This window comes from Cryobacterium ruanii, from assembly GCF_004404055.1.
GTDB classification, from domain to species: domain Bacteria; phylum Actinomycetota; class Actinomycetes; order Actinomycetales; family Microbacteriaceae; genus Cryobacterium; species Cryobacterium ruanii.
This window is the reverse complement of the sequence record NZ_SOHK01000001.1, coordinates 41676-68613: the sequence shown is the minus strand read 5'-3', so window position 1 is coordinate 68613 and position 26938 is coordinate 41676. Positions and strand designations below refer to the sequence as shown.

Genomic DNA, 26938 nt, shown 5'->3' with positions numbered 1-26938 from the left:
GCCATGCCGCACTCGCGCAGCGGCATGGCCCCTTTTTGCTGCGTTAGTCTCGACCGAAGAAGTCGAGGTAGGCAGCAGCCAGTGCCTCTGGGTCCTCTTCTGCGAGCTGGTGCCCCCACGGGAGAATGACGGCCCGCACGTCTTCGGCGACCTCACGCATCTGGCGTTCGTTGTCCTCGCCGATAAAGTACTCGCTTCCGACGGCGAGGACAGGCATCTTCAATTTGGTTTTCGCGGATTCATGGTTCTGATCCGCGTCATCGAGGGTCGCGCGATAAATCTCGAGCATGCTGCGAAGACCACCCGGCGAGGAGTAGCACCGTACATATTCGTCGAGCGCATCAGGCGTGATTGCCTGTGGGTTGTGAGTCTCGTGCTTGATGAAGTAGTTGAAGTACTCCCGCTCCCTGCCCGTAATGAGAAACTCGGGGAAGTCCGGCACGCTGTAGAAGTTGATGTGCCACAGCCAGACGTAGGTGCTGACGTTCTCGCGGGTCAGGAACGAGTAGTCCTCGAGGCCGAACCCGGGCAGAATCATTTCCTGGTAGACCAGCTTCTTGACTCGCTCAGGGTACTGAGCGGCAACCTGGTAGGCAGTTGATGCCCCCCAGTCCTCGCCGACAAGGTTGAACGTGTCGTATCCAAGGTGGGTTGCCAACTGGGCAATGTCCTCCGCCATGTTCTTCATGTCGAAACCATCCTTGGGATGTTCCGAGTCGCCAAGCCCGCGCAGGTCCGGCGCGATGACGGTGTAGTACGGCGTCAGAAGAGGAATTACGCGACGCCAGTGGTAGGAGGTCTTTGGTACACCGTGCAGTAGGAACAGGGGCTCGCCTTGCCCTGCGACGACGTAGTGCAGTCGGACGCCGTTGACGAGAGCTCGTCCGTGCTTAGCGGGGACACCGTTGTGGTCCTGGATGATATCCATCGTGCATTCTCCTTTTTTCGTTTAGTTCTCTTAGTTCACGTCGAATTACGAATTACGTTGAAACCGACCCATGTGATGGGCTGCCTACGGATTAGCCGCAGGCTTTGGTGGCCTTGCAGGCGTCGACTAGCTGTGAACTTGGGTCCTGGTGATAAACGGTCTTCCACGCGTCGAGCACGTTTGACTGAAGAACCGGGACCGCCGGGAAAGCAAGCCAATTTGGGACTGTGCCTCCGAGTAGTACCTTGACCGCCATGTCGGCTTCCGCGAGTCCCTGGTCGTAAGGTACCTGAGCACCGAGCGCCTTTATGTTGCCTCCCGTGGCCAGTTCGTTGGCAACATCGGACGCGATGTTTACGGCTACGATCGGCATGGTCTTGCCTTGGGCGCGGACAGCCTGGTCAATCGCCAGTGCGGGGACCTCCCACTCGGTGAACATCCCCTTGATGTCGGGATTTGCTGTGAGGAAGTCGCCGGCGTCCTGCCCCGACTTCGACGGGTCTAGGAACTCTTGGGTCTTGATTTTAATGTCGGGCCGATTGGCCGTCATCCAGTCAACGAAGCCCTTCATGCGTTCCTTGGTGACGAAGAAATCCACGCCGAAATCAAGAACTCCAACGGTTCCGCCCTGGGGGATGAACTTCGCAAGGGCCTCCGCACAAACGGCTCCGTTGCCCTGATTGTCCGAAGAGACCATGCCCTGATAGTCGCCGGGGTACTCGAGGCCTTTTGGCACGTTGTCCATCATGATGAGTTTGATGCCTGCCTGGCCTATTTTCCGGTAGGCCTCAGCAGTGGCGGTGTCGTCAACGGGGATGCTGATGATTGCGTCGGGCTTGAGTTGGATCATGTTCTCGATGCCCGAGATCTGCTTGGTGACATCGAAGTTGGGGTCAACAACGCTGATTACTTCGGCGTTCAACTCTTTCAGGCGGTCCGTGATCGCGCGGACCTGTTCCGTCGACCATTCAATGTTCATCGTCTGCATGACAATCCCGACGCGGAACTTCTTTGTCTTCGCCTGAGCTACCTCGGCGTCGGTAAGCACGACGTCGCTCAGGCTGCCGGATTTGATGCCGTTTGGTCCGAGACCCACGATGCCCGTTGGCACGAGTTCCTTGGCCGTGACGCCGGCCAGGGGGTTTGCCGCCGGCTCGGCGCTATTCGATCCTCCGGTGCTGCACCCGGTTAAAAGAAGGGCTGATATCGCCGCGATGCCCAAAACGCTTGCTGCTGATTTCTTCATTGAAATGCTCTCTCCACATGATCGGCCTTGATCGAGAAAAATGATTTGTGTAACTCCAGGGGCAAGTCCGAGCCTTGTTCCACTGAACACGTCGCTTCTGACGAATATCGTCATTAGTGCTATCACGGTAGACTTTTCTCGTGCCAAAAGCAAGAAAAAAAAATAACTTGCGCAGTTTTTCTACGCCACGGAGGTGGAATCAAGTCGAAACTTCACCAAAGGTGTAAAAAGGAATCGAATGTCGGCTCCACATTTGGGAACTTATTTGAGGAGAGCAATGTCCGCACAGCTTCTAACCAAAGGCTTCGGCGCCAGCGATCTCTTTCAGCTGCTCCGGGACGGTGCCCCGCAAACCCGTGCACAGTTGGCGTCGGCAACAGGCTTGTCTCGGTCGACGATCGCCCTTCGACTAGATGAACTCATCGAATTGGAGTTGGTCGCTCCCATCAGGGACGCAGTCTCTACAGGCGGGCGTCCCTCTGCGCTTATGGCCCTTAATCCTGCCGCTCGAGTGGTGCTCGCCGCTGAGTTCGGCGCGTCCCACGCAACAGTTACTCTCGTTGACTTGAGCGCAGTCGTAATCGCCGAGCATACGGAGGACGTGGAGGTCGCGCTCGGGCCTGAACGGGTGCTCGGATGGTTTATCGATGTCGCGAACCGCTTACTTGACGAGGTCGGCAGACCACCGTCGGATGTCGTGGCCATAGGCATCGGGCTTCCCGGCCCTGTAGAGCACGAGACAGGGAGGCCCAAAAATCCCCCGATCATGCCCGGCTGGGACGATTTCGACGTGCCGCATTTTATTCGGGCAGTCTTCGATGTGCGCGTGCTCGTCGACAACGACGTCAACTTGTTGGCGCTCGGGGAGCGGGCCACCATGGCATCCGGGACAGAGAACATGATCCTGATCAAAGTCTCCACGGGGATTGGTGCAGGGATAGTCAGTGACGGGCGTTTGATTCGTGGAGCGCAGGGCATCGCGGGCGATCTCGGTCACGTCCAGGTTTCGGGGCGACAGGAAATAATTTGCACGTGCGGCAATCGAGGCTGCCTGGAGGCCGTTGCGGGAGGGCCCGCCATTGCTGCCAATCTTCGGAAAGCGGGTCTGCCAACTTATTCCGTACGCGATGTCGTCAAAGCCGCTCGATCCGGAAACGTTCTGGCCACTCAGGCCTTGCGTCAGGCCGGTCGCGACATCGGCGAAGTTTTAACCACCTGCGTCAGCCTCATCAACCCTTCCGCCATTCTCATTGGCGGTTCCCTAGCCCGCGCTGGCGACCACCTGATTGCTGGGGTCAGGGAAGTCGTCTACGCGCGTTCCATGCCACTCGCAACTTCGCGTCTGACGATCGCTCCCTCCAGACCAGATGAGAGTGCAGGAGTGATCGGTGCGGCCGTCATGGCTATCGAAAGCGCCCTGTCCCGTACGGGGATTGAAGCAATGGCCAGGCGCAACGCCCCGTAACCATCGTCAGACCCGCTGTACCTGCACGCGCGGGCAGATGGAGGGGAGCGGATCAGGGCACTGGAGCAGCGCCGCGAGGTTCTCGGCCGAGCAGCGCATCACCGACATACGGGACGCATTCGAGCAGCAAATCACCCACCGGCGCGCCGACCTGGACCAGTCCCACATGAGTGAACGCGACCAGCGCCCCGTGCCGACCGCGCCGAAACACAGGCGACAAGCCCAACCAGAAGTGGACCGCCGGCGCACTCCCCGCTCCGCCCCGCGCCTCGGCAGGAGCGCCTTACTGGACGCGGGCCGGTTCGCCTGCCTCGCCGGTACAAGGCGGCGTTCGCGAGCCGACCCCGAGAAGTTCTTCTTCGAGCCCATCTCGTTGGGATGGCCGGTTGCGGCTTTCGGGATGTATACGCCCCGTCGATCAAGGCCGTTGAGAAATCTCCTCGGAGTTGGCAGCACCGATCCGGGTCGTACTGCCGGGGATGAGCGGTGAGATAGTCAATAGCGTCTGCGAGCGCATTGTCTCTGCATCGCGCAGGGATCAGGCCAGTCGATCTAATTACGACCAGGTATCCCCGACCCGGCAGGCGGCCGGTGCTTCCCTGAGTGTCGACGACGGTTGAAAATTGAGCCACTATCGACGGTGAAAACTGAGCCACTTGTTGTGTGTTCTATTGTGCCGCGTTCTCGGCGCGGACTGAAGGTAAAGATTCGATCCCGGTGTTGTGCAGCCGGTAGCTGGCGCCTTTGAGGGTGATGACGTCTGCGTGGTGGACGATGCGGTCGATCATGGCTGCAGCAACGATCTGATCGCCGAACACGTCGCCCCAGCGGGCGAAGGCCAAATTCGACGTCAAAATCAGTGAGGCGTGTTCGTAACGGGACGAGACGAGTTGGAAGAACAGGTTCGCGGCGTCTTGTTCGAAGGGGATGTAGCCGACTTCGTCCACGATGATCAGCCCGTAACGACGCAGTTTCACGAGCTCTTGCGGGAGTCGGCCGAGTTGGTGTGCGGTTTGCAGCCGGGCCACCCATTCGACGGCGGTCGCGAACAGCACTCGGTGGCCGGCGTGGGCGGCTTTGAGCCCGAGGCCGATCGCAAGATGCGTTTTTCCGGTGCCGGGAGGACCGAGCAACACGACGTTTTGCGCTTCGGCGAGGAAGGATCCGGTCGCCAGGTGGGCGATGGTGTCGCGGCGCAACGCGGGCTGATGGTCAAAATTGAAGTCTTCCAAAGATTTCCGGGCCGGGAACCCGGCAGCTCGGATCCGGATCTCCGCCCCGGACGCTTCTCGCGCGGATACTTCCCGGGAGAGGACCGCGGCGAGGTATTCCTCGTGAGTCCAGGCGGCCTGCCGGGCTTGCTCGGCCAGTCGGGTGGCGGCGTCGCGAATGCGCGGTGCTTTGAGCGCTCGAGCGAGAGACTCGATCTCGCTGCTGGTCGTGTCGCCCATTACACGGCCTCCTCGTCCAGATCTTGGACGTCGAAGTTGACGCCGAACGCGGTGTCGTAGTCGGCCAGATCCCGCAGCAAGTCCGCGTCCGTCGGCGCAGGCGGATGTTGAAATGATCGGCGCAACCGACCGGCCTGGACCACATGGGTGGGATCGGTGATGGTCTTTGCGGTCGACCAGACCCGGTCATGACAGGCCACAATACGCTCGTCCAACCGCACCGTCACCTGAGACAAGTCGCGGTGACGTCAACCAGCCGGCCGATCGCGGTCGGGTCCACCGAGTAATCGTTGCTGGCGACACGCACGTAGTAGTCCCGCGGCAGCCGCACCCGGGCGGTGAAGCCGACCAGCGGGGCCAGCGGCGGCACGGGCAGCATCATTGCTCGGTCCTGACCGATGAACTCGATCGGTTTGCCGCCCAACCGGCGGACAGTCCTGGCGTTGGCCGTGGGGAGCCAAGCGGCTAGCTGCCGGTTGAAATCGTCAGGGCTGGTGAAGCTGCGCCCGGGCAAGAACGACGTCTCCAAGTACTGGTTGGCGCGTTCGACGATTCCTTTGGATTCCGGATCGAACGGTTTGAGCTGCACGATCCTGGTCGCCAACATTCCGGTGAATGCGCTAACCCCAGCGGCGAAATGGTTGCCACGGCCGATGCCGGCCTCGTTGTCCCAGATCAGCCGTCGCGGCACTGCCAGCAGCTGGGATGAGATCAGCTGCCACATCCCGGCCAGCAAATCCGGCGTCGTTCGCGAGGGCAGCATCACCGCCGTAATGAAGCGGGAGAATCCGGACACCATCACCAGCACTGGCGGCGAGCCCGTCTGGCCGGCTCCCAACGGGATCTTCACCGGCGGAAACCACAAGTCGCACTGGGTTTGATCCCCGGCCGCATAGTTCAACCGGTCGGCCGGATCCGCCGGCGCATACTCCGGCCGCAACCGCGCAACGGTTTCACGAAACCAAGTAATCGACCCGGTCCACGCCAACCGCTCAGCCAACACCGTCGCTGGCATCCGCGCGTTCTGCGACAACAATTCCCGAATCCGCGGTTCCAGAGACCGCAACCCCGACGACCGATCGACGCCCTCATATTTGGGCGGTTTCTCTGACTTGATCGCCTTCGCGATCGTGTTCCGCGCGATGCCCAACCGCTTCGCGATCTCCCGCTGCGACACGCCCTCATTTAAATGAAGGCGACGAACCAAAGCCCACTCTTCCACCGTAATCACCCATCAATCGTGCTCGGGTGGCTCAGTTTTCACCGTCGATTCTGGCTCAATTTCTAACCGTCGCTGACAGGAAGTTCTGCCGTACAACGCCAGTCCTTCACCAGAACGCTATGTGCGTCGCATCGAGAGATAGCCGCGTGGCCAATCTCGTTCGCTTGCAACTTTCACCGGCAGCAAGTGGCTAATGCACTTGAGAGCGTCTGAACCTCAAAGAGCTCCAAGGGTGTTCGCAGCTCGTCGCCCGAGCTTATGGGCAGGACGGATCCAGCATGCACGATTGAAACGGTGTCCAGGCAGACGTCCTTGACTAGATGACGGTAGCCGTCGACATCCGCCGCGATGATCACTGAATCGGGATACAAGAATGCGCCACACGCAAACCGGTCCGCGTCATCATTGGCAATTTCTGGAACGCGACCGTCCCGACTGGATTGAATGGCTTTGCTAACTGGGAGTTCGTAGGGAACGTAGCCGTCAATGAGCCGCCGCGTCGTCAGGCCTACGTGGTCATGGGGCGCATACCCAGCCCCGCGCAGGCAGTGCAGCACGTTGGTCGGACCAAGCCAATGTAGGACTTCGTTGACTTCCGAGGCCGTCACCGGGTCCCTACGCGTCAGGGTTGGGTGAGGCCAGTCGCTCACAGCAAGTCCGCCGTTTGACGTAGGGCGAGAATCAGGAATCATCACCATGTCCAGCCCGTCTGTGATCGCCGTGCGTGACGATAGTCCTATGAGTAGTTCCGGACCCCGTGCTGGTGGTCCGACCTCGAGAAGGTCGTTCAGCCCAGCACAGAAGCTGGCGTACCTCGCCGCGTATGACGTGGCCATCAAAGCCCATGAGGGCGGTGCGTATCTGCGCACCGCAGGGCTCTATTCCTCGCAGATTACGGAGTGGCGCAAGCTGCGTGACGTCGGTGTTCTCGCGGGCAAGAAACCCGGGGAGAAGATTGGCCGGTTAACGCCGGAGCAAGCGGAAATCGCCCGGTTGCGCCGCCAGCTGAGTAAGACCGAGCAGCGCTTGGAAACGACGGGGGTGGCGTTGGAGATCATGTCATAAATGCACGAGCTACTCGAAAGTCTTTCGAAGAGCTCGCGGGACGAAACACCGCACACGTTGCCGTAATGACCGCTTATCGCGAACTGGCCAGCCGAGGAATCTCCACTCGCGTCGCGGCCGACCTGGTCGGGATACCCCGAGCGACCGCCACCAGGAAACCACGCATCCCGGTGGCCGGGCCAGCGCCGATCCCAGCGAACAAGATCCATGATGCCGACCGCCGGCAGATTCTCGACGTCGTCAATTCGGACGTGTTCGTGGACCTGCCGCCGATCCAGATCTACGCGCAGCTCCTCGACGCAGGGACGTACTTGTGCTCCATTTCAACGATGTATCGGGTGTTGAACGAGAACAAGCAGGTTAAGGACCGCCGTCGCCTGGCACGCCATCCGGCACGGGCGATCCCGGAACTGACGGCAACGGGACCAGGCCAGGTGCTCAGCTGGGATATTACGAAGCTTGCCGGCCCGGTCAAGGGGAAGTACTTCGATGCTTACGTGATGATCGATATTTACTCTCCCTACATCGTCGCAGCGTATGTTCACGCGTCGGAATCGGGTGAGCTGGCGGTGGACATGATGAAGGAAATCTTCGGCATTCATGGCGTCCCGCAGGTCGTGCACGCCGACCGCGGCACGTCGATGACGTCCAAGACCGTCGCGGCGTTGTTGTCGGATCTGGAGGTCACCAAGTCGCATTCGAGGCCGCGGGTGAGTAACGATAATCCCTACAGCGAGGCATGGTTCAAGACTCTTAAATTCTCGCCGACGTTCCCCGAACGTTTCGGCTCCCTCGCCGACGCGAAGACGTTCATGGCCTCCTTCGTCGATGGCTACAACCACGAGCATCGCCATTCAGGGATCGGCCTGAACACGCCCGCCGACGTGCACTACGGCCTCGCAGAGGCGAAGGCCATCGAACGAGCAGCGACGTTGGACGCGGCCCGCGCGCGCTTCCCTGAGCGATTCAGCACGACCCAGACACCACAGATCCTGTCCGTTCCCGCGACGGCCTGGATCAACAAACCAGCCGAAAAACCCCCCGAAACCGACCGACTAGAACTAGCCGCCTAAACTCCCGCTGGCCTCATTCACCTTGACAAATTCCGGGTCGACGTGGCCTCGAGATGGCTCAAGTAGGTCGGTAGACGCTCCCAGCTCAATCGCGTACCGATCCCAGACCTCAACCCAACTGATGGAGCCGGTCAATTCGGTTCCATTGACGAGATATAACGACCACCATTGGGCGAAGAAGGTGGACGCTTTTCTAAAAACAACCGATCCAGTTTCAGATCCGCGTTCTTTTTCCGCAGCCGGAGCAACTCGGCCCGTTCAGACTCGGTGACGGTGGTTTCGCCGGCATCGTTTCGGGCCTTGAAAGCGCTGAACCACCGGCCAAGCGAGGCCTCGTTAATACCGAGCTCGCGGGCCACGGTCACAATCGCCCTGCCGGTGTTGATCACCAGCTTCACGGCCTCGTCTTTGTACTCAGGAGTGAACTCCCGGCGTGTCTTTCCCATGTGAACATTCTCTCTATGAGGTGTCCACTCAACGGGGCAAAGCCACAGGCCGAAGATGCCACGATGAATGCTGCGCCGCGGCGTCGTGCGATGCGGGTGGATGTGTCGTGCCGGCCGTTGTTTCGGGATGCGAAGGCGGTTAATGAGCGGGTGTGGCCGCCGTATCCGCGTTCGGGTGATCAGGGTGGTGATCATCGTTCTGCGCGGGAGCTGGTGGATTTGCGTGTGTTGAATCCGGAGAATCGGTGGCAGTACCTCGTAGACGCCGCCTAACCCTGATGACGAAGACGCGTTCTGAATCGCCCACTCGCTGTGGCCGGCACACGTCGGTTGGTTTGCCATCTTGCGTCTGTCGATCTATGACTGTTGCCGAACTTGCTGTTGAATGTTTCCAGCGGTTGTAAGTGTTGAAGCTCGTCCATCTCAGACACAGCTGGAGGATCCTGCATGAATTTCAGTAGGCGCCATTTTCTGATCGGATCCGGAGCGGTGACGTTGCCCCTGTTGGTATCCGGATGCGGTTTCGCTCCGCAGCAGCCAACCTCGTCGGCCACGGGGTCAAAAACGTTGACATTCACTACTTGGGGCACAGACGCGGAGCTGGCAAGTTTCGCTCGCGTCATCGCGGCGTTCGAGGAGGCTAACGCGGGAACGAAGGTCGAGTTGAATTCGGTTCCCTACGGCCAGATGTTTACCAACATCGATGCCCAACTGCAGGCGGGAAATCCGCCGGACATCTTTCGCGTGCCGTATTACACATTTGGCAGTTACGCCGGTCGTGACCAACTCCTGGACTTGGGCCCGTACCTGGAGACCGGATTTTCCGACCGATTCACCGATGCTGCTTGGGCGGCCGTGCAGGGCAACGACAAGCCGTTTGGAGTGCCTCACCACACAGACACGTCAGTGATCTTGTACAACAAAGTCGCTCTGGAATCGGCAGGGATCACGTCGGTTCCTACCTCGCTCGAGAGCGCCTGGACGTGGGATGAGCTGTCTGAGGTCGCGGGGACCTTGCGTGCGGCCCAAGCCGCAGATGTATACCCCATGGCCTACAACTGGCAGGGTAATGGCGTCACCCGATGGCTGAGCCTGCTCTTTCAGGCAGACGGCCGGTTCCTGGACAGGAACCTCACCGACCCGGCGATCGACTCGGATGCGGGAGCGGCTGCCCTCGAGTTCTCGTCCAGCTTCTTCACGAAGAACTTCGTGCCGCCGAACAACACCATTAAGTCGTCTACTTTCGCGAGCGATACGTGGTACTCGCAGACCTCGGCGATGGTGTGGTCTGGTGCGTTCGCTATTCCGGATGCCACAAGCACACTGGACTTTGAGTGGGGCGCGACCTTCGCCCCGCGTGGTAAGCGCGGCGGGGGCGACTTCGGAGGGAATGCGCTCGTCGCCACCGCGGGCACTGCCAACCCGGAGCTCGCCGCAGCTTTTCTTGACTTCGTCACGGGCGATACGCAAATGCGCGACTTCTGCGAGACCGCCTCACTCTTGCCGACCCGCAAGGATCTGAGCGAGTTGGGCATCAATTTTGACGTGCGCCCCGAACTCGCTCCCGTCTTCCTCGGCCAGGCTTCTACGGTGCGCGCCGAGGACTCAAGCCAGGTGGCCTCCCCCAACATGTCGAGAATCATCACTGTCCTCCAAGACAACCTGGAATCGGCCTTCGCTGGTTCGACAAGCACCGCAGACGCCCTGAAATCGATCGCAGACGGGATTGCCCAATCCACGGGCGGTTCGTGACACGAGTCGTCGCAAAGCAGGGCCGCGTCGCAGACATCGTCGCGTCACCATCTCAGCTCTCGAAGCGCCGGTGGCGTCGTGATAAGAAAACCGTGCGCGAGGCGCTTGCGGGGTGGCTGTTTCTAACCCCGAATGTGCTGCTGCTTGGCCTATTTGTGCTCGTCCCGCTCGTGTGGGCCGTGGTGATCAGCTTTCAGAAGACCAACGGTTTCGGGGCCGGTGAATTCGTGGGTGTCGCCAATTACGAGCGCCTGATCAGCGACCCGCTTTTTTGGAGAGCCACGGCGAACACCCTGCTGTTCACACTCATTGTGACGCCTCTGTCGATGGGTCTTGGCCTCGGCGCAGCTGTGCTGTTCAACTCAGTCCTTCCCGCCCGCGGCGTGTTCCGCTCCATTCTCATCGTCCCGATGGCTATTTCGGGCGTCGCCACCGCGCTGATCGGTGTCCTCGTCTTCAACGAGAACAACGGTATCCTCAACAACCTGATCCGGTTCATCGGACTCCCGAGCGTGAACTGGCAGTCCGGTGGATTCGCCGCGTTCGTGTCCGTTGTTCTCGTGACGTTGTGGTGGCGGGTGGGATTCAACATGCTCATCTACCTGGCGGGTCTTCAGGGTATCGGGCCCGAACTCTACGAAGCGGCCGAACTGGATGGGGCGAACGCCTGGGCCCGATTCCGGAACGTGACTGTGCCCCTGCTTGGCCCGTCGTCATTTTTCCTGCTCATCTTAAACGTCATCTACTCCTTCCAAGTCTTCGATATCGTGTTCGTAATGACCGGCGGCGGTCCGCAGAACGCCACATCCGTGCTCGTCACCTACGCCTATGACACGGGTTTCGTGACTCGCGACCAGGGTTACGCGGCCGCAATCGGTGTCGTGCTACTTCTCGTAACCTTTGTCTTCACTGCGGTACGGTGGCGAACCAGCCGAAGCCGGGACCTGGTCGAATAAGGACACAATCGTGACAACATCCATCCTCTCGCCAGCCCCCGCGCCGACGACCCGCAAGCAGAAGACGATAAGAAGAGGTTTGCCACATTCGCGGAGAGGCTCACGACGCGCGCTCGTAACCCGCATCGTTGGGGCGATTCTCATCGGTATCGTTGTGCTGTTCCCGCTGTACTGGATGCTGGTAGTCGCGTTCTCATCGCGTTCCGAGCTGCTGGGTGGCACACTGCGTCTTTGGCCGCGTGCCCTCACCGTCGAAAACTTCCAGCGCGTCCTCGCCGGGTTCCCCATTGCCACATGGTTTAGCAACTCCCTGGCGATCTCGGCCACGGTCGCAGTTCTCACGGTACTCGTCAACCTCTTGGGCGGGTACGCCCTGTCGCAGCTCAAGTTTCGCGGTTCAAGCGTCGTTTTCCTCATCGCCCTGACGACGCTGATGATCCCCGTACAGGTGATTATGGTGCCGCTGTTCCGGCTCGTGACGAACCTCGGGCTCTACGGCAGCTACTGGGCGGTCATCCTGCCCACGGCCGCGAGTGCCTTCGGGTTGTTCCTCGCACGCCAATTCATTCTCTCCATCCCACGCGACCTGATCGAAGCGGCGCGCATCGACGGGGCCAGCCACCTGAGAGTGTTCACGAGCATAGTATTGCCGCTGTCAAAGCCGCTGATCGCCGTACTGTTCTTCATGACGCTGTTGCAGTCCTGGAATGATTTCGCCTGGCCGCTCATTGCTCTCAAGCAGAACGAACTATTCACCCTGCCTATAGGCCTGCTCTACCTTCAGGGCCAGTTCGGGTCGGATTTCGGGGCAACAATGGCGTTCGCCCTCATTAACGTGGTGCCCATGGTGATGCTATTCCTGGTGTTCCAGCGCTTCTTCGTGCAGGGTTTCGCGCGCAGCGGCATCAAATAAAGCACCAGCGATTCGAAGACTCGTAACGCTGTCAACCGGGTCAGTCAGGGTAAGGGGAGGAGGAGCACCATGAATGTAAATGAACCAGCGATCCTCCCGGCTGCGCCGGATCGCGGGCGGGGCAATCCACCGTCACCGTTGCTGCTGCACGGATATGGAATCTAGGCCGTCTCGGCGTAGCTTGAGCCAAGGGTTTGGTGAGCCGGCCCGTCTCGGAGAGCGTTTCGCGGCGGGGGGTCTTGTTCTTCGGGTGTATTAGCCGGAAGGAGAGCACGTCGTCGAGGATCTGCCGTTCGTCTTCGGGTAGCCCCCCATGGCTCGAAACAATGTCCCGCAGTTCCTCCTCGGTCATCTCCTCACTGGTTTTGTGCGGGTCTCCGCCGAGAAGACGCACGATCACGTTCGTCGACCTCCAGATCACCGGGCGCATCGCGATCGCAAACCCATTAAGTGCGGGTGCGACGAAAACCCCACCGATCAGGACGAAGATGAAAACAGTCCACCATCCCAAACACCGCGGGCACTTGATCGAGAGCGTTTAGCAATGCCGCGAAGCTGGCGCGAGTCGTCGCCGTCACTGTCATCCGCTGATGCAGCGGCCACGCCGACTGCCTGCGCAGCTACCGGCCCATCCGTCTCGAAGCGTTGCGGCGGAGCGATGTAGGTCGAACCTCCCATGCGGACAAATTCGATCATCGAACCCCCCTCAAGGAACACCCTGTCCGTTTCCGCGCAGGGTGTCGGCGGAGTGTGAGTGCATCTTCCTCTTCAAGTCGGGGACGTCGTCGACAAGGAGCAAATTCAACTGGTGACAAAGGCTTTTACTTTCGTCGGCCCCGATCGGCAACGTTTTCATTGCTGGTTCTGACGCCCGGTTTGCGCCATACGGACTCGACGCAGGCGAGTTCGTCGTCAGTTGCCATTCGGAACGGTCCAGCGCTTGTCGCCTCGACCGAACGCCGGGATTGACCGCGGGTAGCTGCAAGGCTGGCGACGATCGACACGGTCAAGATGGAGGCTATGACGAGAAGCGATACCGTGGTGGGGATGTAAAAGACTTCGAGCAGCAGCATTTTCACCCCTACCCAGACTAGGAGTACGGCGAGGCCGATCTTCAGATAGACGAAGCGGTGCATCAGGTCGGCGAGGAGGAAGTACATCGCCCGGAGCCCGAGGATCGCGAACGCGTTGGCGGTGAAAACGAGGAACGGTTCGGAGGTCACGGCGAAAATCGCGGGAATGGAGTCGACGGCGAAGACGATGTCGGTGACCTCGACGAGCACGAGTACGGCGAGCAACGGGGTCGCCAGAAGAATCCCGCCCTTCCTAATGAGCAGACGCTGTTCGTAAAAGGCATCGGTCATCGGCACGTGCCCGCGGAACCAGGTGTAGGTGCGTGACTTCTCGGGGTCGAAGTTTTGATTCCGGTGGCGGAACATCTGGATGCCGGTCAAGACCAGGAACGCGCCGAAGATGTAGAGCACCCAGCTGAAGTTCTCGATCAGGGCAGCGCCTGTTGCGATGAAGATCCCACGGAAGACCAGCGCTCCGAGCACGCCGAGAAACAAGACGCGGTGCTGAAACTGTGGCGGTACGGCGAATGCGGTGAAGATGATCGCCCAAACGAACACGTTGTCGACCGCGAGCGATTTCTCGATCACGAAGCCAGCGAAGTATTGCTGGCCAAATTCGGCCCCGAATAGCCACCAAATGATTGCCCCGAAGCTGATGCCGGACGCGACCCAGAAGATCGACCATCCCGCGGCTTCCTTTACACCGATGATGTGCGCCGTGCGGTGGGCGATAAGGTCGATGGCGAGCATGGCCATGATGACACCGAGAACGGTCAGCCAGGCCCATAGAGGAACAGTCATTGCGGATACTGCCTTCCGAGGTAGATTCACTCGGAGGTCTGGTCCAGCCTGGTCGGGCCAACTCCGCCGAACCCCGATGACGGGATCGAATTGACGACGAAGCTTCTGAGGATTACTCCCCTCCTCAGGGTAGTAAACCAGACTTCAGCAGCAAAGTCGATATGTTCAGGCCACATCTACTATCTCTGTGGGGTTGGACTACACACCAACGACGTCGGTGCGGCCTTGATCTCCTTGTTGACTCGTTCCAGCTAGTTGGTCGACCAGATCTAGTGCCAGTGGCGGCGCGGTAAGCCGGCGAACGCGAGCAGGTCAGGCTCGGCATCGGTGAGCATCGCCGCGACTTTCGGGTGCGGCCGGCCCAGGACGGGGAAGAACGACTCCTACCGAAGCGTCGGGATCTGCAATCCGAGGTCCCCGGCGGTCGTGGTCAGGGTTCGCAGGCGGCTGCCGTTGCAATAACGCTCAACAGCGGAAAATCACACGACTCCATAGGACCCGACCCGGACGAGTGTTTATCGTCTATCTGAGCTGTCATCTTTGAATGACGGGGTGCAGCCCAAGTTCCGCTTGACGAGTTTCGGGCCCATCCCCAGGTATTAAATTGCGCAGGAGATGCAATCGACTGATGGCATAGATAATCGCAGCGAAGTCGACAGTTGCGATAGCAATGGCCAGAGCGTAGAGCCCGACGACGCCATAGCCCTGCGCAGGATCTAGAAATGGGTAGGGTACCCAGCCGTCGGTTGCCCCGCGAATGGTGACGACGATGATCCACGCGATTGGGTAGACAAGCGCGACCCATATTTTATTGAGCGGCAGGGCACTGCGGTCGCTGAAAATCACCCAATCAATCGCGGCATAGAGGGGCAGGATTATGTGCAACACGGAGTTGGCCCACGCTAGGGACACGCCACCTTCAAGTCCAGCCAGCAGCACGTTGTACACGACGCCGGTGATGGCTATGTAGGTTGTCGCACACCCTCGCGCCAACATCAACGACCGGGACTGGCGTCGTCCGGAGAGGGGCACAACCGCGGCGACCAGCAGCACAACAACCAGAATGATGTTGCTTTGCATGGTGAAAAACCCGAAGAAGTTGAACGGGTTGATCGTGGCCCGCGTGGCCGTGTCGAAAAATGTCGACAGAATCGCCACCGTCCCCAGTATCGCGACAGATAGTCGGAGAGCAGCTACAAGCTATTTCATGATCCGCCTTCGATCAGTGGTGCCCGTATCTGACCGTGACCCGCGCAAATCCTAGGGGTCCAACCTTTTTTATGTGGAAGATTCCCACGACATGGAATCTGACACTCTCGATGCCGAGAACACGGCCGGCGTGTGCTCCTACCCGCTCGCTGCCGACGCCAGACACGGCGGGCGAGATCGACTAGCCGCCGAGCCCGTTCACAAACGCGACGCTCCCTGCGGCAATCTCCGCGCGAGCCTGATTGTGACTGATGGTGGGGTTGCCGTCCCCCTCCTGAGGCCCGTAGTCCCCGAAGAACGCGTGAACCCCGCCCCTCACCACCTGGTAGCGGGCAGCGGCCGGCAGTGTCGGCTTCGCTGCAGCAATCTTCGCTGGGGTGGACAAGCCATCGTTCGACCCCGAGATCGACAGTACTGCGACGTTCACCTCGGCTATGTTCGTCGCTGGGTAGGAGGCGAAGAGGAGCAGCCCGACGACCGGATCGCTAGCGGCCCCGGCAAAAGTTTCAGCGTCTGTCGCCGCCACAAGTCCGCCGAGGGAGTGACCGCCCACAACCCAGCGAGTGACCGGATGATGCGCGGCCCGGGCCGTCGCAAACGCTCCGGTAGACAGAAAGGCGATTCCGAGGGGTTGTTTGGCAATAATCACTAGGTGCCCCGACTCGACCAGTGGTCGAAGAATCGCGGAATAAGCCCGAGCGTCGACTCGAGCGCCGGGCTGAAAAAACACTCCAACGGGGGTTTGGACGCCCGTTGGCGTCATCACGATTTCGGTGGCGTCCTCTATCACCGTGACTGTGCCGTCGGACTTCATGGCAGCCAATGCGGGAGCTCCGGCCGACAACGGCACCAGCCAGACAACCGCCGCGATCACCAGAGAACTCGTTGCAATCAGCATCGCCTGAACCGCTCTGCGCCCACGATGGACGGGTGTACGCGGTACGGGTGAGGACCACGACCTCACGGCGACAGTCACACTCAAGACGAGAGTCGCCACGAGTAGCACGATGTACGCCGGATGCCCGTGAATCAGCATCGGTCCGGTTGCGAAGGCGGCGCCGGAGGTGACGATCACTCCGACAATCGCCACAATGCGCTTGACCCACAGGTACCCGAGGTCAAGCTTCGTGATCTGCATCATATGCAGACAATACCGACGATGAGGGCGGCGGCCAGAGCGGAAACGCTACGCATGGTCCTCACGTTTCCAGAATTCCGCGTCGCAACTCAGCAGGCGGCCACTCCCAGTACACGCGTTGTCCACCGCAGGAATGATGCCGAGACATCGTGCCGTAAGTTGCGCGAAGTCTCGGTGATGTGGGATCGATCGCGAGTTGAATCCGCACGACTAGAATCGGCTCACAGCCCCAGCGATATAAGACATCTCACGGCCGTGACCTGCGCTTCCTCATAATTTGCGAAATCTGGTGGAACTTGACGGAACGGCGAGTCCTATAACTACGTCGCATAACCTCCTGCTGTAATTGCGGTACGCCCCGTAAGTTATGAGACACCCCAGGAGCAGAGTGACAAAGCTGATCGGCTACGCGCGCGGATCGACGTGCCAACAATCCACCGACCGGCAACAAATCCACATTCTGGCCGCCGGCGTCCGGCGTGACGACCTCTACGTCGACCATGGAATCTCCGGCGCTCAACAAGCATCGCGGCCTTACTTCGCTCGCGCCCTGGACGCCCTCGAGGACGGCGACGAGCTGATCACGTTGCTGCCGCGGCTGCCGCAAGAGCCATTTTGCGCCACAGACCAGCCGTCCTGACCCGTGCCAGCGAACCCGATGCATCTCGACGTCACGTGGAACCACGGGGCGCCGCCGTTCCGGCGCTCCAACGATCCGCTCATCCAGACCCACTGGATCGACGAGAACACCATCGTGCTCAGGCAGAGCATGGCCATCAACTACGAAGCACCCTTCCTCTACCTAATGTTCGGCGAGGCCCGCGCGATGCTGCTCGACACAGGAGCGACCGCCGACCCTGCGTCGTTCCCGCTGCGGCAGCTGATCGACCGGCTGTGCGACGAGTGGCTTGCCAAGCATCCACACGATGACTACAAGCTAGTGGTCGCACACAGTCACTCCCATGGCGACCACATCGCCGCCGATGGGCAATTCGCAGACCGACCACGTACCGTCCTGGTTGGGCACGCGCCGAGCGACGTCGCCGAGTTCTTCGGACTCATCGACTGGCCCGCGGGAGAGGCACACTTTGAACTCGGCGGTAGGCGGCTGGCGATCCTCGCCATCCCCGGTCACGAAGCCTCGTCGATCGCGATCTGGGACCCCACCACCGAGCTGCTCTTCACCGGTGATACGGTCTACCCCGGCCGGCTCTACGTGCACGACATCGCCGCTTTCCAGGACAGCGTCAACCGGCTCCTCGCCTTTTCAAAGCTCCACCCGGTGAGTCGGGTCATGGGAGCACACATCGAGATGTCGAACCGCCGGGGCCGCGACTACGCACGCAGCGTCGCCTACCATCCCCACGAAGCGCCACTCCCAATGACCGTCGACCAGCTACAAGCGGTAACCACTGCCATCCGCACGGTGGCCGCCCGTCCCGGCGCGCATCGCTTCGACGACTTCGCGATCTTTAACGGGCCGTGCAAATCCGAAATGGCACGACAGGAACTGCGCGCCCGGATCCGAAGGCTCTGGCCATTCTGAACCTTTTGGGGAGATCGGGGCTGGTTAAACGCGTGTGAGCTGAGCAGCGAGCCCGATCAGGGTATTGATCGTGTAGTCCGGCGCCGAAAAGTAGCTGGGGTAGGCTTCGCCGGTGCGGTTTAGCCACGCGGTGCGCAGGCCCGCCCGGTTTGCGCCGTGGATATCCCACGGGTGGACGGCGACCAAAAGCATGTCTGTCGGACTAACGCCACAGGCATCCGCCGCATAGTCGTAGGCCGCTCGAGCTGGTTTCCATGCTCGGGCATCTTCAACCGTGAGCAGCGCTTCAAAGTCCGTACTAATTTCAGACCTCGCCAACAGGGTCCGGGCAACCTCCGCGGATCCGTTCGAAAGAGTCGCGATGCGAAACCCCGCGCTCTTCAGGGCCTGTATCCCTTGTGGGATATCTGGGTGCAGATTCAATTCGGTGAAGCCTGACATGACGTGCCGCACCGCGTCTTCCGTACTGCGGGTGATCGCCACATCGCGCAGCACCGAGCGCAGAACGCTTTCGCCGATCTCTGCGAATTTCCCGCTGCCACCGGCCGCGGCCAAGGCGAATCCGTCGCGCAGCAGAGCCGCAAACCACAAACGCGCCAGATGGTCTGGCGCGCCGATATCCACGAACCGGGCTTTCAGCGGTGACATGTCGGACAGCGTTTCATTGACATCGAAGACAATCACGGTTGGTGCCCTGGTCGACTGCCGCGCGGCATCAACCTCGCCTTCGTCAGCTAGTTCCCACGCTGATGAAGCATCCGACGCCGACAATTCATCGCGGTCCATGCTTCTAAGCCTACTCCGCCGCTCACCATGCCGAGGGCCTACGCTCCTGAAAAGACCGGGCAGCTCCGACGCGAGGTCACATTGAGTCGATGTCTCAAAAGAGTCCACTTCCCAGCGGTTATTTTGTTTTTGCTTTTTGTGGGTTCACACCCAGACTATGGTGAATGAAGGCAATGACGTTTCGGAATACAGGCTTCGAACTCTTCAGCATCATTATCAGGCTGACACGGATTGTTCCTGTCGCCGACCAGGAGATCCGTGTTCGGCGGATGCGTCCCGCGACACAGGCATCAACTTCTCCAATCACGCCGAAGTCTGCGTCAGCGGTGAGCTGTTCGCGGAGTAATACCCTAGCGTCGCAATCCAGTCGAAGGTCGGAATTTGATCGCGCTTCCGTGCTTAGGAGTACATCCTGCGGTCGGTCGACGAACCTATCAAGGCGTTGACGACCTAGTCGACCTCAGAAACTCTTGGTGTAGAAAAAATGAATGTTGCACTCGGCCTCCTCACTCTCGTCGCCGTCGTCTGCGCGGCCAGCGCCCTCGCTAGACGCCTGAACCTGTCCATTCCGCTCCTGCTGGTGGTCATCGGCGTCATCGGCTCGTACCTGCCGTTCATCCCGGCGGTAAAGTTGGATCCGGAGCTGGTGCTGGTGGGAATCCTTCCTCCGCTCCTGTATGCGGCCGCCATTCGTACCTCCTTGGTCGAGTTCCGCACAAACCTGCGCTCCATCGGTCTATTGTCGGTCGGCTACGTCATTTTCGGCACGGTGGCCATCGGCCTGATCGTATGGTGGCTGCTCCCGGAGATTCCCTTGGCTGCGGCATTCGCCCTCGGCGCCGTGGTGGCGCCGCCGGACGCGGTGGCAGCGACCACGATCGCCCGCCGAGTTGGGCTCCCCCGCCGGGTAGTGAGTCTTCTGGAGGGTGAGTCGCTGGTCAACGATGCGACCGCCCTGGTACTCCTTCGCACGGCGATCGTCGCTATCGGCGGCAGCGTCACCGTCTGGCAAGTGGCGTCGGACCTCGCTTGGGCCGCCGGTGCAGGTGTGGTCATCGGTCTAATCGCGGCGTGGCTCCTGCTTCAGATTCGAAAACGGGTGCGTAACGTGGCCATAAACACGTCCATGTCTTTGGCGGCACCGTTCGTGGCCTATATCCCAGCAGAAGAGATCAACGCGTCGGGCGTGTTGGCTGTCGTCGTGGCCGGCCTCGCGATCGGCACCCAATCGCCCGCCATGCCGGGCGGTGCCTCGCGATTGAGCCAGCGCAGCAACTGGGCAACCGTGCAGTTCCTTCTCGAGAACTCCGTCTTTCTGTTGATTGGGTTGCAAGTACGATCGATCATTGAAGCGGCCTCCGGCGACTCGCTCGGCGCCGCGCGAATCTGGGGCGTCTGTGCTGTCGTACTCATCGCAGTTCTGTTGTTACGCCCAGTGTGGGTATTCCCGGCGATCTACCTGCCACGGCTGATACCTAAAATTCGGCGGGCTGACCCCGCACCTCCGTGGCAGTTGCCAACCATCGTGTCCTGGGCCGGCATGCGGGGCGTGGTTACCCTTGCTGCAGTGTTCGCCCTGCCGGAAGACGTCGCGCATCGCCCCGTGCTCGTTCTAGCGGCCCTGAGCGTGGTGGCCGGAACACTTGTCGTGCAGGGTCTCAGCCTGCCCTGGCTGGTACGAGCGTTGGGTGTGCGTGGTCCAGATACTAAAGCGGATGCGCTAAGCCAGGCTGCTTTGATGGATCAAGCCACCGCCGCAGGGATCTCGAACCTCCGCCGGAACACCCGGTCCGACGATCCACCAGAGGTGCTGGACATGCTCGAACGCCGAACGCAGGAGCGCAACCGGGCAGCATGGGAGCGCCTTGGACGATCAGAGTTCTCAGACCGTACTCCCAGCAAACGCTATGTTCAATTGCGGCTGGACATGCTCGATGCGGAGCGTGCCAGGGTTCTGAAACTGCGCCGCACCGGAGAATACGCCCACGAGGTGATCAGCGAAGTGCTGGAGATGCTCGACGTCGAGGAATCGATGTTGGATTCCACGTCCGATAACACGGACCTCGACTCGCGCCCTGACACACGTCCAGCGTCACGGCCCGACACCGGCGGTGTCCCTTTGGGCGCGGGCGGCTGCGAACACTTACAAGCCGTCGGGGAGCATCCCGTGCCGCCAGAACCTGAATGTAGCGATTGTGTGCGGGAGGGCACCACCCCGGTGCATCTTCGAATGTGCCTTGTATGCGGCAACGTGGGGTGCTGCGATTCCTCCGTCGGTCAGCACGCAACGAGGCATTTCCGACAGTCCGGCCACGCCACAATGTGCAGCGCTGAGCCGCGAGAATTATGGCGTTGGTGTTACGTTCACGAGCTACTCGGCTAGCGTGTGCTCGTCGAAACGCTCGGTGAACCTCCGTCCAGGACGGCGGCCTTGGGCGGAGCATCGACGAGCTTGAGGCCGACGATGCAGCCGATCAGGCCGAGCAGCAGCGCGATCTTCAGCCAGACAGCTTCGAGAACCCCCGGACACAATAAGCAGAATCCACGACCTGACTGATGCTCCTCGGCCAGTCTTGTCGCGTTCCGGGTGCTGATCCGTCGTCCGGGGCCGCGCTCCGCGACCAGCCCCAACCCCAGGCACACGCAATGGGCAACTCCTGTGCAGGCCGCCACAAAGTGGATGCTGAGGCTACGCGATGAAGGCGCGGTAAGCCGGGTCGTTGGCACGAAGCACCCGCAGCACGTTCTGGTAGCCGAGCTTCGCGAGGTCGGCGTCGCTCCACCCGCGACGTGACAGCTCGGCGAACAGGTTGGGGTATTCCGAGACGTCGGCGAGGCCGACCGGCATGTCGGGGCAGCCATCGAAGTCTCCGCCGAGTCCGATGTGATTGATGCCAGCCACGTTGCGGGCGTGCTCTACGTGGTCGGCCACGTGGATCACGGTGACGACTGGCTTGTCACCGACCGAACCCCTTTCTTCCCAGCGTCGGTAGTCGGCCGAGATGAACGCGGGAACGAAAGTAATCATCTGCACCCCGTCGTTGGCTTTAAGTTGCAGGAGAATCGCATCCGGCACGTTGCGTGGATGCGGATTGAGGGCGAAGCACGAGGAGTGACTGAACAACAGCGGAAGTGTCGTGGCGTCGAGGGCGTCCTGCATCGTGGCAGCCGAGACGTGCGAGAGATCGACCATCATGCCGATGCGATTCATTTCCGCGATGACGGCCCGGCCCCGCTCGTTGAGACCGTTGTGGGTCGCAGCATCGACGGCCGCGTCAGCCCACTCGGTCGTCGAGTTCCAGGTCAGTGTCATGTAACGCACGCCCAACCGCGCGTACTCGCGGAGCACCGCGAGCGAGTTGTTCATTTGATTGCCGCCCTCGACTCCCAGGAGCGACGCAATTCTTCCAACATGCTGGGCGCGTTCGACGTCGTCGGCGGTCACGGCCCACTCGAAATCGTCGGGGTAGGCAGCAATAAGGCGGTGAATGAAGTCGATCTGCTCGAGCGTGGCCTGCACCGAATCCGTGCCCTCGAGGTCTGTGTGCACCCACACCGACCAGAATTGGCCCTGCACGTGTCCGCGACGCAGCTTGGGGACATCCGTTTGCAAGTGGTGGCGCCCCGAATCGTGTTCGGAGTCCAGCCCGGCAACGGAATAGTGACGATGCTCGCGGCAGGCCCAGGCGAGGTCGTTATGGCCGTCGATAACGGCAAATTTCGGAATGCTTACGGTCATGTGATCTCTTCCCGGCAATCGATGCGCTCAGACCAGCCTAAGACCCCCACCATCGGGCATTTTAGGCGCCCGCCCGCGCGGTGTTCCAGCGCCCTGCACGGACTTGTTGCCCGCAAAACCGGGCCAGGAGATCGACTTGGACGCCCGACGGGTGCACGCGCCACTTCAAGCTCCCCCAAACAGGGCATTTTGACCCCAGATGAGGTTACAGCGCTGCCGACTTGAATCGGGGTAGTCTCTGCCAGTAGGTTGCTGAGAAAGAATCATTTTCCTACGCCCGCTCCATCGACCGACAAGTGCCAGCATCGTCACCTTGTCACTACGACCACCTGTTCCTGTAAACCCGACTGCAGGGAATGAAAAAGTGACATCCACTCCAACCCGCCGATCCTCTCGTAGGACTACCCCTCCAGCCGCATCTTGCGCCGCTCACACGGTGAACCGCAAAGGGAATGACGCATGAGTGAATCAGATTCGCCCGCGTCTTTCGCCCAGTCCGGGCCGCTCCACCGCACCTCGAAACTGCGGCTCGTCGACCAGTCGGTGGCTGCGCACACCGATATCGCCGTCGACACCCCCTCCTCGGGGCTGATCTGGGCGCGGCGGTACCGCACCAAGCTACGGCTGACCGATGTTGCCGTTGTCGTTCTCGCTGTCGGTATCGCACTGGTGTTTAGGTTCGGCGTTGACGGCATCCCAGCCGTACCGGGATCGTTCAGCGCCAATTACTGGCTCGTATCCCTGCTCATCGTGGCGACCTGGCTCATGACCCTCGAACTTTTTCACACCAGGGATTCCCGCGTCATCGGCGTTGGCGCGAGCGAGTACAAGCAGGTCATCAACGCGAGCGCTGTGACCTTCGGCATGCTCGCCATCATCTTTCTGATCTTCAACATCGACATCGCCCGGCTGTTCTTCGTTCTCGCGCTCCCCCTCGGCATTGTCGCGCTGGTTCTGGAACGGTGGCTGTGGCGCAAATGGCTGCTGCACCAACGCAGGTTCGGCCACTACCTTTCTCGGGTGATCGTCGTCGGAAACCGCGACGATGTGGAATACGTCGTCAGCCAGATCGACAATAAGTCCGGCGCTGCCTATTACATCGTCGGGGCCGCCCTTGAAGACGGCATCGGTGACGAGATCTCGGCCGGCGCGCGCGTGGTTCCGATCGTGTCCGATTTCGAACATGTCGCCGCGGCAGCAGCCGCCATGGGTGTCGATACGGTCATCGTGGCTGGCCAGCCCAGCGGCGGCAGCTCTTACATTCGCAACCTCGGCTGGGACCTCGAGGGGACATCGGCCGAACTTGTTCTCTCCAGCCGGCTGACGGATGTCGCTGGTCCCCGCATCCACTTTCGTCCGGTTGACGGCTTGCCGCTCATCCACGTGGAAATTCCCCGGTTCGAAGGGGGGCGCCATGCCCTCAAACGCACCCTGGACATCGTCACAACGGCCTGTGCCCTGTTGTTCCTGCTGCCCGTGCTCGCGGTGATTGCCGTGCTCATCAAGCTGGACAGCCCCGGCCCCGTGCTGTTTCGGCAGGAACGCTGCGGCCGCAACGGACAAACCTTTCGCATGATCAAATTCCGATCCATGGTGCAGACCGCAGAGGACGATCTGGCCGGACTTCTCGACCAGAACGAAGCGTCCGGGGTGCTGTTCAAGATTCGCAACGACCCTCGGATCACCAAGATCGGCCGTGTGCTGCGCAAGTACTCACTCGACGAGTTGCCCCAGCTGTGGAATATTTTCGTGGGCGAGATGAGCCTCGTCGGGCCACGCCCACCTCTGCCCGAAGAAGTCCAGGTCTACGAGACGCACGTGCACCGCCGCCTATACATCAAACCCGGCCTGACCGGTATGTGGCAGGTCAACGGACGGTCGAATCTCAGCTGGGAAGACAGCGTACGACTCGACCTCTACTACGTCGAGAACTGGTCACTTACTGGCGACCTGATGATCATCTGGCGCACCTTCAAGACTGTAATTCAACCAGTAGGGGCGTATTGACATGACCGCGGGAAACGAAGACACTGCGCCCACCAGCCACCGACGTCTGAGCATCGCAATGATCGGTACCCGCGGAGTGCCCGCAGCCTACGGCGGGTTTGAAACCGCCGTCGAGGAGATCGGGCGGCGCCTCGTTGACCGTGGCCACGACGTCACCGTCTATTGTCGGCGCACGGCCCAGCCGGTACCGAAGGAATACCTCGGCATGAAGCTCGTCGAACTGCCCGCACTGCGCCACAAGATCCTGGAGACCCTGAGTCACACCGGGCTATCGGTGCTGCACGCAACCTTGCACCGTCGGGCTGATGTGGCGTTCGTGTTCAACGCAGCCAACGCCCCTTTCGTGCCGTGGCTGCGGCTGCGGGGAATTCCCAGCGTCGTTCACGTAGACGGGCTCGAATGGAAGCGCGACAAATGGGGCGGCGCCGGTCGGCGTTACTACCGCTGGGCCGAAGAAGTCTCCGTGCGTGAAGCGGATGCCCTCATCGCCGACGCGCAGGGCATCGTCGACTACTACCGGGACGAATTCTCCATTCCGACCGAGTTGATCTCCTACGGCACCCGAATCCTGCAGGACACCCCGACCAATCGTCTCTTTGAACTCGGACTCCGTCCCGGGGGATACCACCTGGTCGTCGCCCGGTTCGAACCAGAAAACCACGTCGACGTCATCGTCGACGGGTATCGGGCAAGCGGGGCCCGCCTGCCACTGGTCGTCGTCGGCTCCGCGCCTTACGCGGCCGACCACACCACGCGCATCAGTGACCTCGCCGCATCCGATTCCCGCATTCGCATGCTCGGTAGTGTCTGGGACCAGGACCAACTCGACCAGCTGTACACCCACGCCAGCACCTACCTCCACGGTCATTCGGTCGGCGGAACGAACCCGTCGCTGTTGCGAGCCATGGGCGCCGGTACCAAGGTCATCGCCTGGGACGTCATTTTCAATCGTGAGGTCCTTGGCACCGACGGTGCCTACTTTTCGCGGGCGGAGTCCCTGAGCGCCCTGCTCGAAGACGCCGAGCTGAGCCCCGAGCGCGTCGCCGAGGTTGCTGCTGCCCTGCAACGACGCGCGGAGGAACTCTATAACTGGGACAGCGTCGCCGCGAGCTACGAAAAACTCGCCCGGCGCGTGGCCGTCGGCTACAGCACCCACCGCCAGAGCAGCGGGCGGGCGGGCGTGTCGACCCGGAGCATTCCCGACAGCATGCACCGACAACCGTCAACCGCACCGTCCAGGGGGATCACACTATGACAAGCACTTCGGCCCAGGCCCTCCGTTCGACCGAAACGTACTTCGACACGGTACGTCGCTTGGCGTCGGCGCAGAAAACGGCGGCCCGTGGGGCGCCTCCCTATTCCGTCTACGTCAACCGCCGGGTAGGCCGTTACCTCGCGGCGAGCGCGTATCGTTTGGGCCTCACCCCCAACAACGTCACGGCGATCAGCGCCGGCTTCACTTTCTGCGCCATCGGCCTGCTCGCGATCGCTGAGCCCAGCTGGTGGCTCGGGATTGTCGTATGGTTGCTCCTCGCTACCGGGTATGCCTTCGACTCGGCCGACGGCCAGGTCGCGCGATTGCGCGGTGGCGGCTCCCCTTCGGGTGAATGGCTCGACCACGTAGTGGACTCCATCAAGATCTCGACCCTGCACCTGGCCGTGCTCATCACCATGTTCACGCACTTTCCACTCACCAGCTCGGCCTGGCTGCTCGTGCCGGTCGGTTTCACGGCCGTGGCCGCCGTGTCCTTCTTCGCGATGATTTTGAACGACCTGCTCAAGGCCAAGCATGCAGACGCAGCCCCGCTTTCCACCGCTCCCCGCACCGTGTTTCGGTCCCTGCTCGGCGTGCCCACGGACTACGGCGTGCTCTGTCTCGCGTTCGTGCTGCTCGGCGCTCCGCTGGCGTTCCTCGGCCTGTACACCCTGCTCTTCATCGCCAATACTGCCTATCTCGCACTCGCTCTGGGCAAATGGTTTCGCGACATGACCGCGCTGGGTCGCGTCGGGGTCGCGCGACCCTAATCGGGCATGCACTTGTCTCGATCGGCGAACCCACTGTGACCCCTTCTGGGGATACCCGCTGCTGAGTTCAGAGGTGAGTTTTGATCAGCTTGATTGT

21 protein-coding genes, 3 pseudogenes and 1 riboswitch are annotated in these 26938 nt (G+C 60.9%); of the genes and pseudogenes, 11 read left to right on the top strand and 13 right to left on the bottom strand.

From position 1 onward, the window contains the following. Nucleotides 1-43 precede the first annotated feature (43 nt). Together E3T47_RS00290 and E3T47_RS00285 are read right to left on the bottom strand one after the other, a co-directional pair. Nucleotides 44-928 carry an alpha/beta fold hydrolase gene (locus E3T47_RS00290; protein WP_134553669.1) on the bottom strand — a complete coding sequence of 295 codons (885 nt, stop codon included), beginning with the start codon at nt 926-928 and terminating at the stop codon, nt 44-46. Nucleotides 929-1019: 91 nt separating this feature from the next. After that, nucleotides 1020-2174, bottom strand: a complete 1155-nt coding sequence (locus E3T47_RS00285) for a substrate-binding domain-containing protein (RefSeq protein ID WP_134553668.1) — start codon at nt 2172-2174, stop codon at nt 1020-1022. Nucleotides 2175-2451: 277 nt separating this feature from the next. Between E3T47_RS00285 and E3T47_RS00280 the strand changes: the two genes are divergently transcribed. Beyond that, nucleotides 2452-3639 (top strand): ROK family transcriptional regulator, encoded by a 1188-nt coding sequence (locus E3T47_RS00280; RefSeq protein ID WP_134553667.1) that lies wholly within the window; start codon nt 2452-2454, stop codon nt 3637-3639. A 668-nt stretch (nt 3640-4307) separates the two neighbouring features. Here the strand turns inward: E3T47_RS00280 and istB are convergent. Together istB and istA are read right to left on the bottom strand one after the other, a co-directional pair. Further along, nucleotides 4308-5090: an IS21-like element helper ATPase IstB gene (istB, locus tag E3T47_RS00275; RefSeq protein ID WP_134553666.1), complete on the bottom strand. Its 783-nt coding sequence runs from the start codon at nt 5088-5090 to the stop codon at nt 4308-4310. Beyond that, nucleotides 5090-6321, bottom strand: a pseudogene (gene istA, locus E3T47_RS00270) (IS21 family transposase). Before istA ends, istB begins: the two are co-directional and overlap by 1 nt. Before the next feature lie 729 nt (nt 6322-7050). Here istA and E3T47_RS00265 point away from each other — a divergent pair. Next, a protein-coding gene (locus tag E3T47_RS00265) for an IS3 family transposase (protein WP_134553704.1) occupies nt 7051-8450 on the top strand; the annotation gives its coding sequence in 2 pieces (ribosomal slippage) (nt 7051-7375 and nt 7375-8450; 1401 coding nt in all). Nucleotides 8451-8581: 131 nt separating this feature from the next. Here the strand turns inward: E3T47_RS00265 and E3T47_RS15720 are convergent. Beyond that, a complete protein-coding gene (locus E3T47_RS15720; RefSeq protein ID WP_166805561.1) occupies nt 8582-8896 on the bottom strand; it encodes a transposase in 315 nt (104 codons plus the stop codon). A gap of 567 nt (nt 8897-9463) precedes the next feature. Here E3T47_RS15720 and E3T47_RS00255 point away from each other — a divergent pair. Genes E3T47_RS00255 through E3T47_RS00245 form a run of 3 tightly spaced genes read left to right on the top strand, consistent with a single transcriptional unit; the run spans nt 9464 to nt 12517 of the window. Then, nucleotides 9464-10648: an ABC transporter substrate-binding protein gene (locus E3T47_RS00255; protein ID WP_241981816.1), complete on the top strand. Its 1185-nt coding sequence runs from the start codon at nt 9464-9466 to the stop codon at nt 10646-10648. Beyond that, nucleotides 10645-11604, top strand: a complete 960-nt coding sequence (locus E3T47_RS00250) for a carbohydrate ABC transporter permease (protein ID WP_241981815.1) — start codon at nt 10645-10647, stop codon at nt 11602-11604. The genes E3T47_RS00255 and E3T47_RS00250 overlap by 4 nt, the downstream gene beginning before the upstream one ends. 10 nt (nt 11605-11614) lie before the next feature. Next, entirely contained in the window at nt 11615-12517 is a 903-nt protein-coding gene (locus E3T47_RS00245; RefSeq protein ID WP_241981814.1) for a carbohydrate ABC transporter permease, read from the top strand. 259 nt (nt 12518-12776) lie between these two features. Here the strand turns inward: E3T47_RS00245 and E3T47_RS00240 are convergent. The 5 genes and pseudogenes from E3T47_RS00240 to E3T47_RS00220 form a co-directional block, all read right to left on the bottom strand. Continuing rightward, nucleotides 12777-12980 (bottom strand): annotated as a pseudogene (locus E3T47_RS00240) (hypothetical protein); the annotation flags it as partial. Between the two features lie 358 nt (nt 12981-13338). Beyond that, the gene (locus E3T47_RS00230; RefSeq protein ID WP_134553662.1) at nt 13339-14391 is read right to left on the bottom strand and encodes a TerC family protein; all 1053 of its coding nucleotides are present in this window, start codon (nt 14389-14391) and stop codon (nt 13339-13341) included. Nucleotides 14392-14645: 254 nt separating this feature from the next. Beyond that, a pseudogene (locus E3T47_RS16690) lies at nt 14646-14759 on the bottom strand (transposase); the annotation flags it as partial. Between the two features lie 166 nt (nt 14760-14925). Next, on the bottom strand, nt 14926-15549 hold the full coding sequence (locus tag E3T47_RS00225; protein WP_198416557.1) for a Pr6Pr family membrane protein: 624 nt from the start codon (nt 15547-15549) through the stop codon (nt 14926-14928). 232 nt (nt 15550-15781) lie between these two features. Then, a complete protein-coding gene (locus tag E3T47_RS00220) occupies nt 15782-16741 on the bottom strand; it encodes an alpha/beta hydrolase (protein WP_134553661.1) in 960 nt (319 codons plus the stop codon). A 385-nt stretch (nt 16742-17126) separates the two neighbouring features. Here E3T47_RS00220 and E3T47_RS00215 point away from each other — a divergent pair, with 385 nt between their 5' ends. Continuing rightward, the gene (locus tag E3T47_RS00215; protein ID WP_134553660.1) at nt 17127-17378 is read left to right on the top strand and encodes a recombinase family protein; all 252 of its coding nucleotides are present in this window, start codon (nt 17127-17129) and stop codon (nt 17376-17378) included. 18 nt (nt 17379-17396) lie between these two features. Continuing rightward, nucleotides 17397-18284 carry an MBL fold metallo-hydrolase gene (locus E3T47_RS00210; RefSeq protein ID WP_134553659.1) on the top strand — a complete coding sequence of 296 codons (888 nt, stop codon included), beginning with the start codon at nt 17397-17399 and terminating at the stop codon, nt 18282-18284. Between the two features lie 24 nt (nt 18285-18308). Here the strand turns inward: E3T47_RS00210 and E3T47_RS00205 are convergent, their stop codons facing one another. Next, nucleotides 18309-19070 carry a haloacid dehalogenase type II gene (locus tag E3T47_RS00205; RefSeq protein WP_134553658.1) on the bottom strand — a complete coding sequence of 254 codons (762 nt, stop codon included), beginning with the start codon at nt 19068-19070 and terminating at the stop codon, nt 18309-18311. A 484-nt stretch (nt 19071-19554) separates the two neighbouring features. Between E3T47_RS00205 and E3T47_RS00200 the strand changes: the two genes are divergently transcribed. Continuing rightward, nucleotides 19555-21453: a Na+/H+ antiporter gene (locus E3T47_RS00200; RefSeq protein ID WP_134553657.1), complete on the top strand. Its 1899-nt coding sequence runs from the start codon at nt 19555-19557 to the stop codon at nt 21451-21453. Here the strand turns inward: E3T47_RS00200 and E3T47_RS15715 are convergent. Further along, nucleotides 21450-21602: a hypothetical protein gene (locus E3T47_RS15715; RefSeq protein WP_166805560.1), complete on the bottom strand. Its 153-nt coding sequence runs from the start codon at nt 21600-21602 to the stop codon at nt 21450-21452. The two genes, E3T47_RS00200 and E3T47_RS15715, sit on opposite strands and share 4 nt — an antisense overlap. Before the next feature lie 30 nt (nt 21603-21632). Beyond that, nucleotides 21633-21696, bottom strand: a riboswitch (guanidine-III (ykkC-III) riboswitch). A gap of 63 nt (nt 21697-21759) precedes the next feature. Next, nucleotides 21760-22809: a dipeptidase gene (locus E3T47_RS00195; protein ID WP_134553656.1), complete on the bottom strand. Its 1050-nt coding sequence runs from the start codon at nt 22807-22809 to the stop codon at nt 21760-21762. A gap of 459 nt (nt 22810-23268) precedes the next feature. Here E3T47_RS00195 and E3T47_RS00190 point away from each other — a divergent pair, with 459 nt between their 5' ends. The 3 genes from E3T47_RS00190 to E3T47_RS00180 are packed head-to-tail and all read left to right on the top strand — an operon-like array spanning nt 23269 to nt 26841. Further along, complete coding sequence (locus E3T47_RS00190) at nt 23269-24816, top strand: sugar transferase (RefSeq protein ID WP_134553655.1); 1548 nt, start codon at nt 23269-23271, stop codon at nt 24814-24816. Between the two features lies 1 nt (nt 24817). Continuing rightward, on the top strand, nt 24818-26071 hold the full coding sequence (locus E3T47_RS00185) for a DUF1972 domain-containing protein (RefSeq protein ID WP_134553654.1): 1254 nt from the start codon (nt 24818-24820) through the stop codon (nt 26069-26071). Then, entirely contained in the window at nt 26068-26841 is a 774-nt protein-coding gene (locus E3T47_RS00180; RefSeq protein ID WP_134553653.1) for a CDP-alcohol phosphatidyltransferase family protein, read from the top strand. Before E3T47_RS00185 ends, E3T47_RS00180 begins: the two co-directional genes overlap by 4 nt. The last annotated feature ends 97 nt before the right edge of the window (nt 26842-26938 follow it).

Bases quoted from the DNA above. Each gene is read 5' to 3' on its own strand.
- E3T47_RS00285 (WP_134553668.1), bottom strand. From the start codon at position 2,174: ATGAAGAAATCAGCAGCAAGCGTTTTGGGCATCGCGGCGATATCAGCC.
- E3T47_RS00210 (WP_134553659.1), top strand. From the start codon at position 17,397: ATGCATCTCGACGTCACGTGGAACCACGGGGCGCCGCCGTTCCGGCGC.
- E3T47_RS00195 (WP_134553656.1), bottom strand. From the start codon at position 22,809: ATGACCGTAAGCATTCCGAAATTTGCCGTTATCGACGGCCATAACGAC.
- E3T47_RS00190 (WP_134553655.1), top strand. From the start codon at position 23,269: ATGAGTGAATCAGATTCGCCCGCGTCTTTCGCCCAGTCCGGGCCGCTC.
- E3T47_RS00180 (WP_134553653.1), top strand. From the start codon at position 26,068: ATGACAAGCACTTCGGCCCAGGCCCTCCGTTCGACCGAAACGTACTTC.
- E3T47_RS00205 (WP_134553658.1), bottom strand. From the start codon at position 19,070: ATGGACCGCGATGAATTGTCGGCGTCGGATGCTTCATCAGCGTGGGAA.
- E3T47_RS15720 (WP_166805561.1), bottom strand. From the start codon at position 8,896: ATGGGAAAGACACGCCGGGAGTTCACTCCTGAGTACAAAGACGAGGCC.
- E3T47_RS00200 (WP_134553657.1), top strand. From the start codon at position 19,555: ATGAATGTTGCACTCGGCCTCCTCACTCTCGTCGCCGTCGTCTGCGCG.
- E3T47_RS00220 (WP_134553661.1), bottom strand. From the start codon at position 16,741: ATGATGCAGATCACGAAGCTTGACCTCGGGTACCTGTGGGTCAAGCGC.
- istB (WP_134553666.1), bottom strand. From the start codon at position 5,090: ATGGGCGACACGACCAGCAGCGAGATCGAGTCTCTCGCTCGAGCGCTC.
- E3T47_RS00230 (WP_134553662.1), bottom strand. From the start codon at position 14,391: ATGACTGTTCCTCTATGGGCCTGGCTGACCGTTCTCGGTGTCATCATG.
- E3T47_RS00290 (WP_134553669.1), bottom strand. From the start codon at position 928: ATGGATATCATCCAGGACCACAACGGTGTCCCCGCTAAGCACGGACGA.
- E3T47_RS00185 (WP_134553654.1), top strand. From the start codon at position 24,818: ATGACCGCGGGAAACGAAGACACTGCGCCCACCAGCCACCGACGTCTG.
- E3T47_RS00280 (WP_134553667.1), top strand. From the start codon at position 2,452: ATGTCCGCACAGCTTCTAACCAAAGGCTTCGGCGCCAGCGATCTCTTT.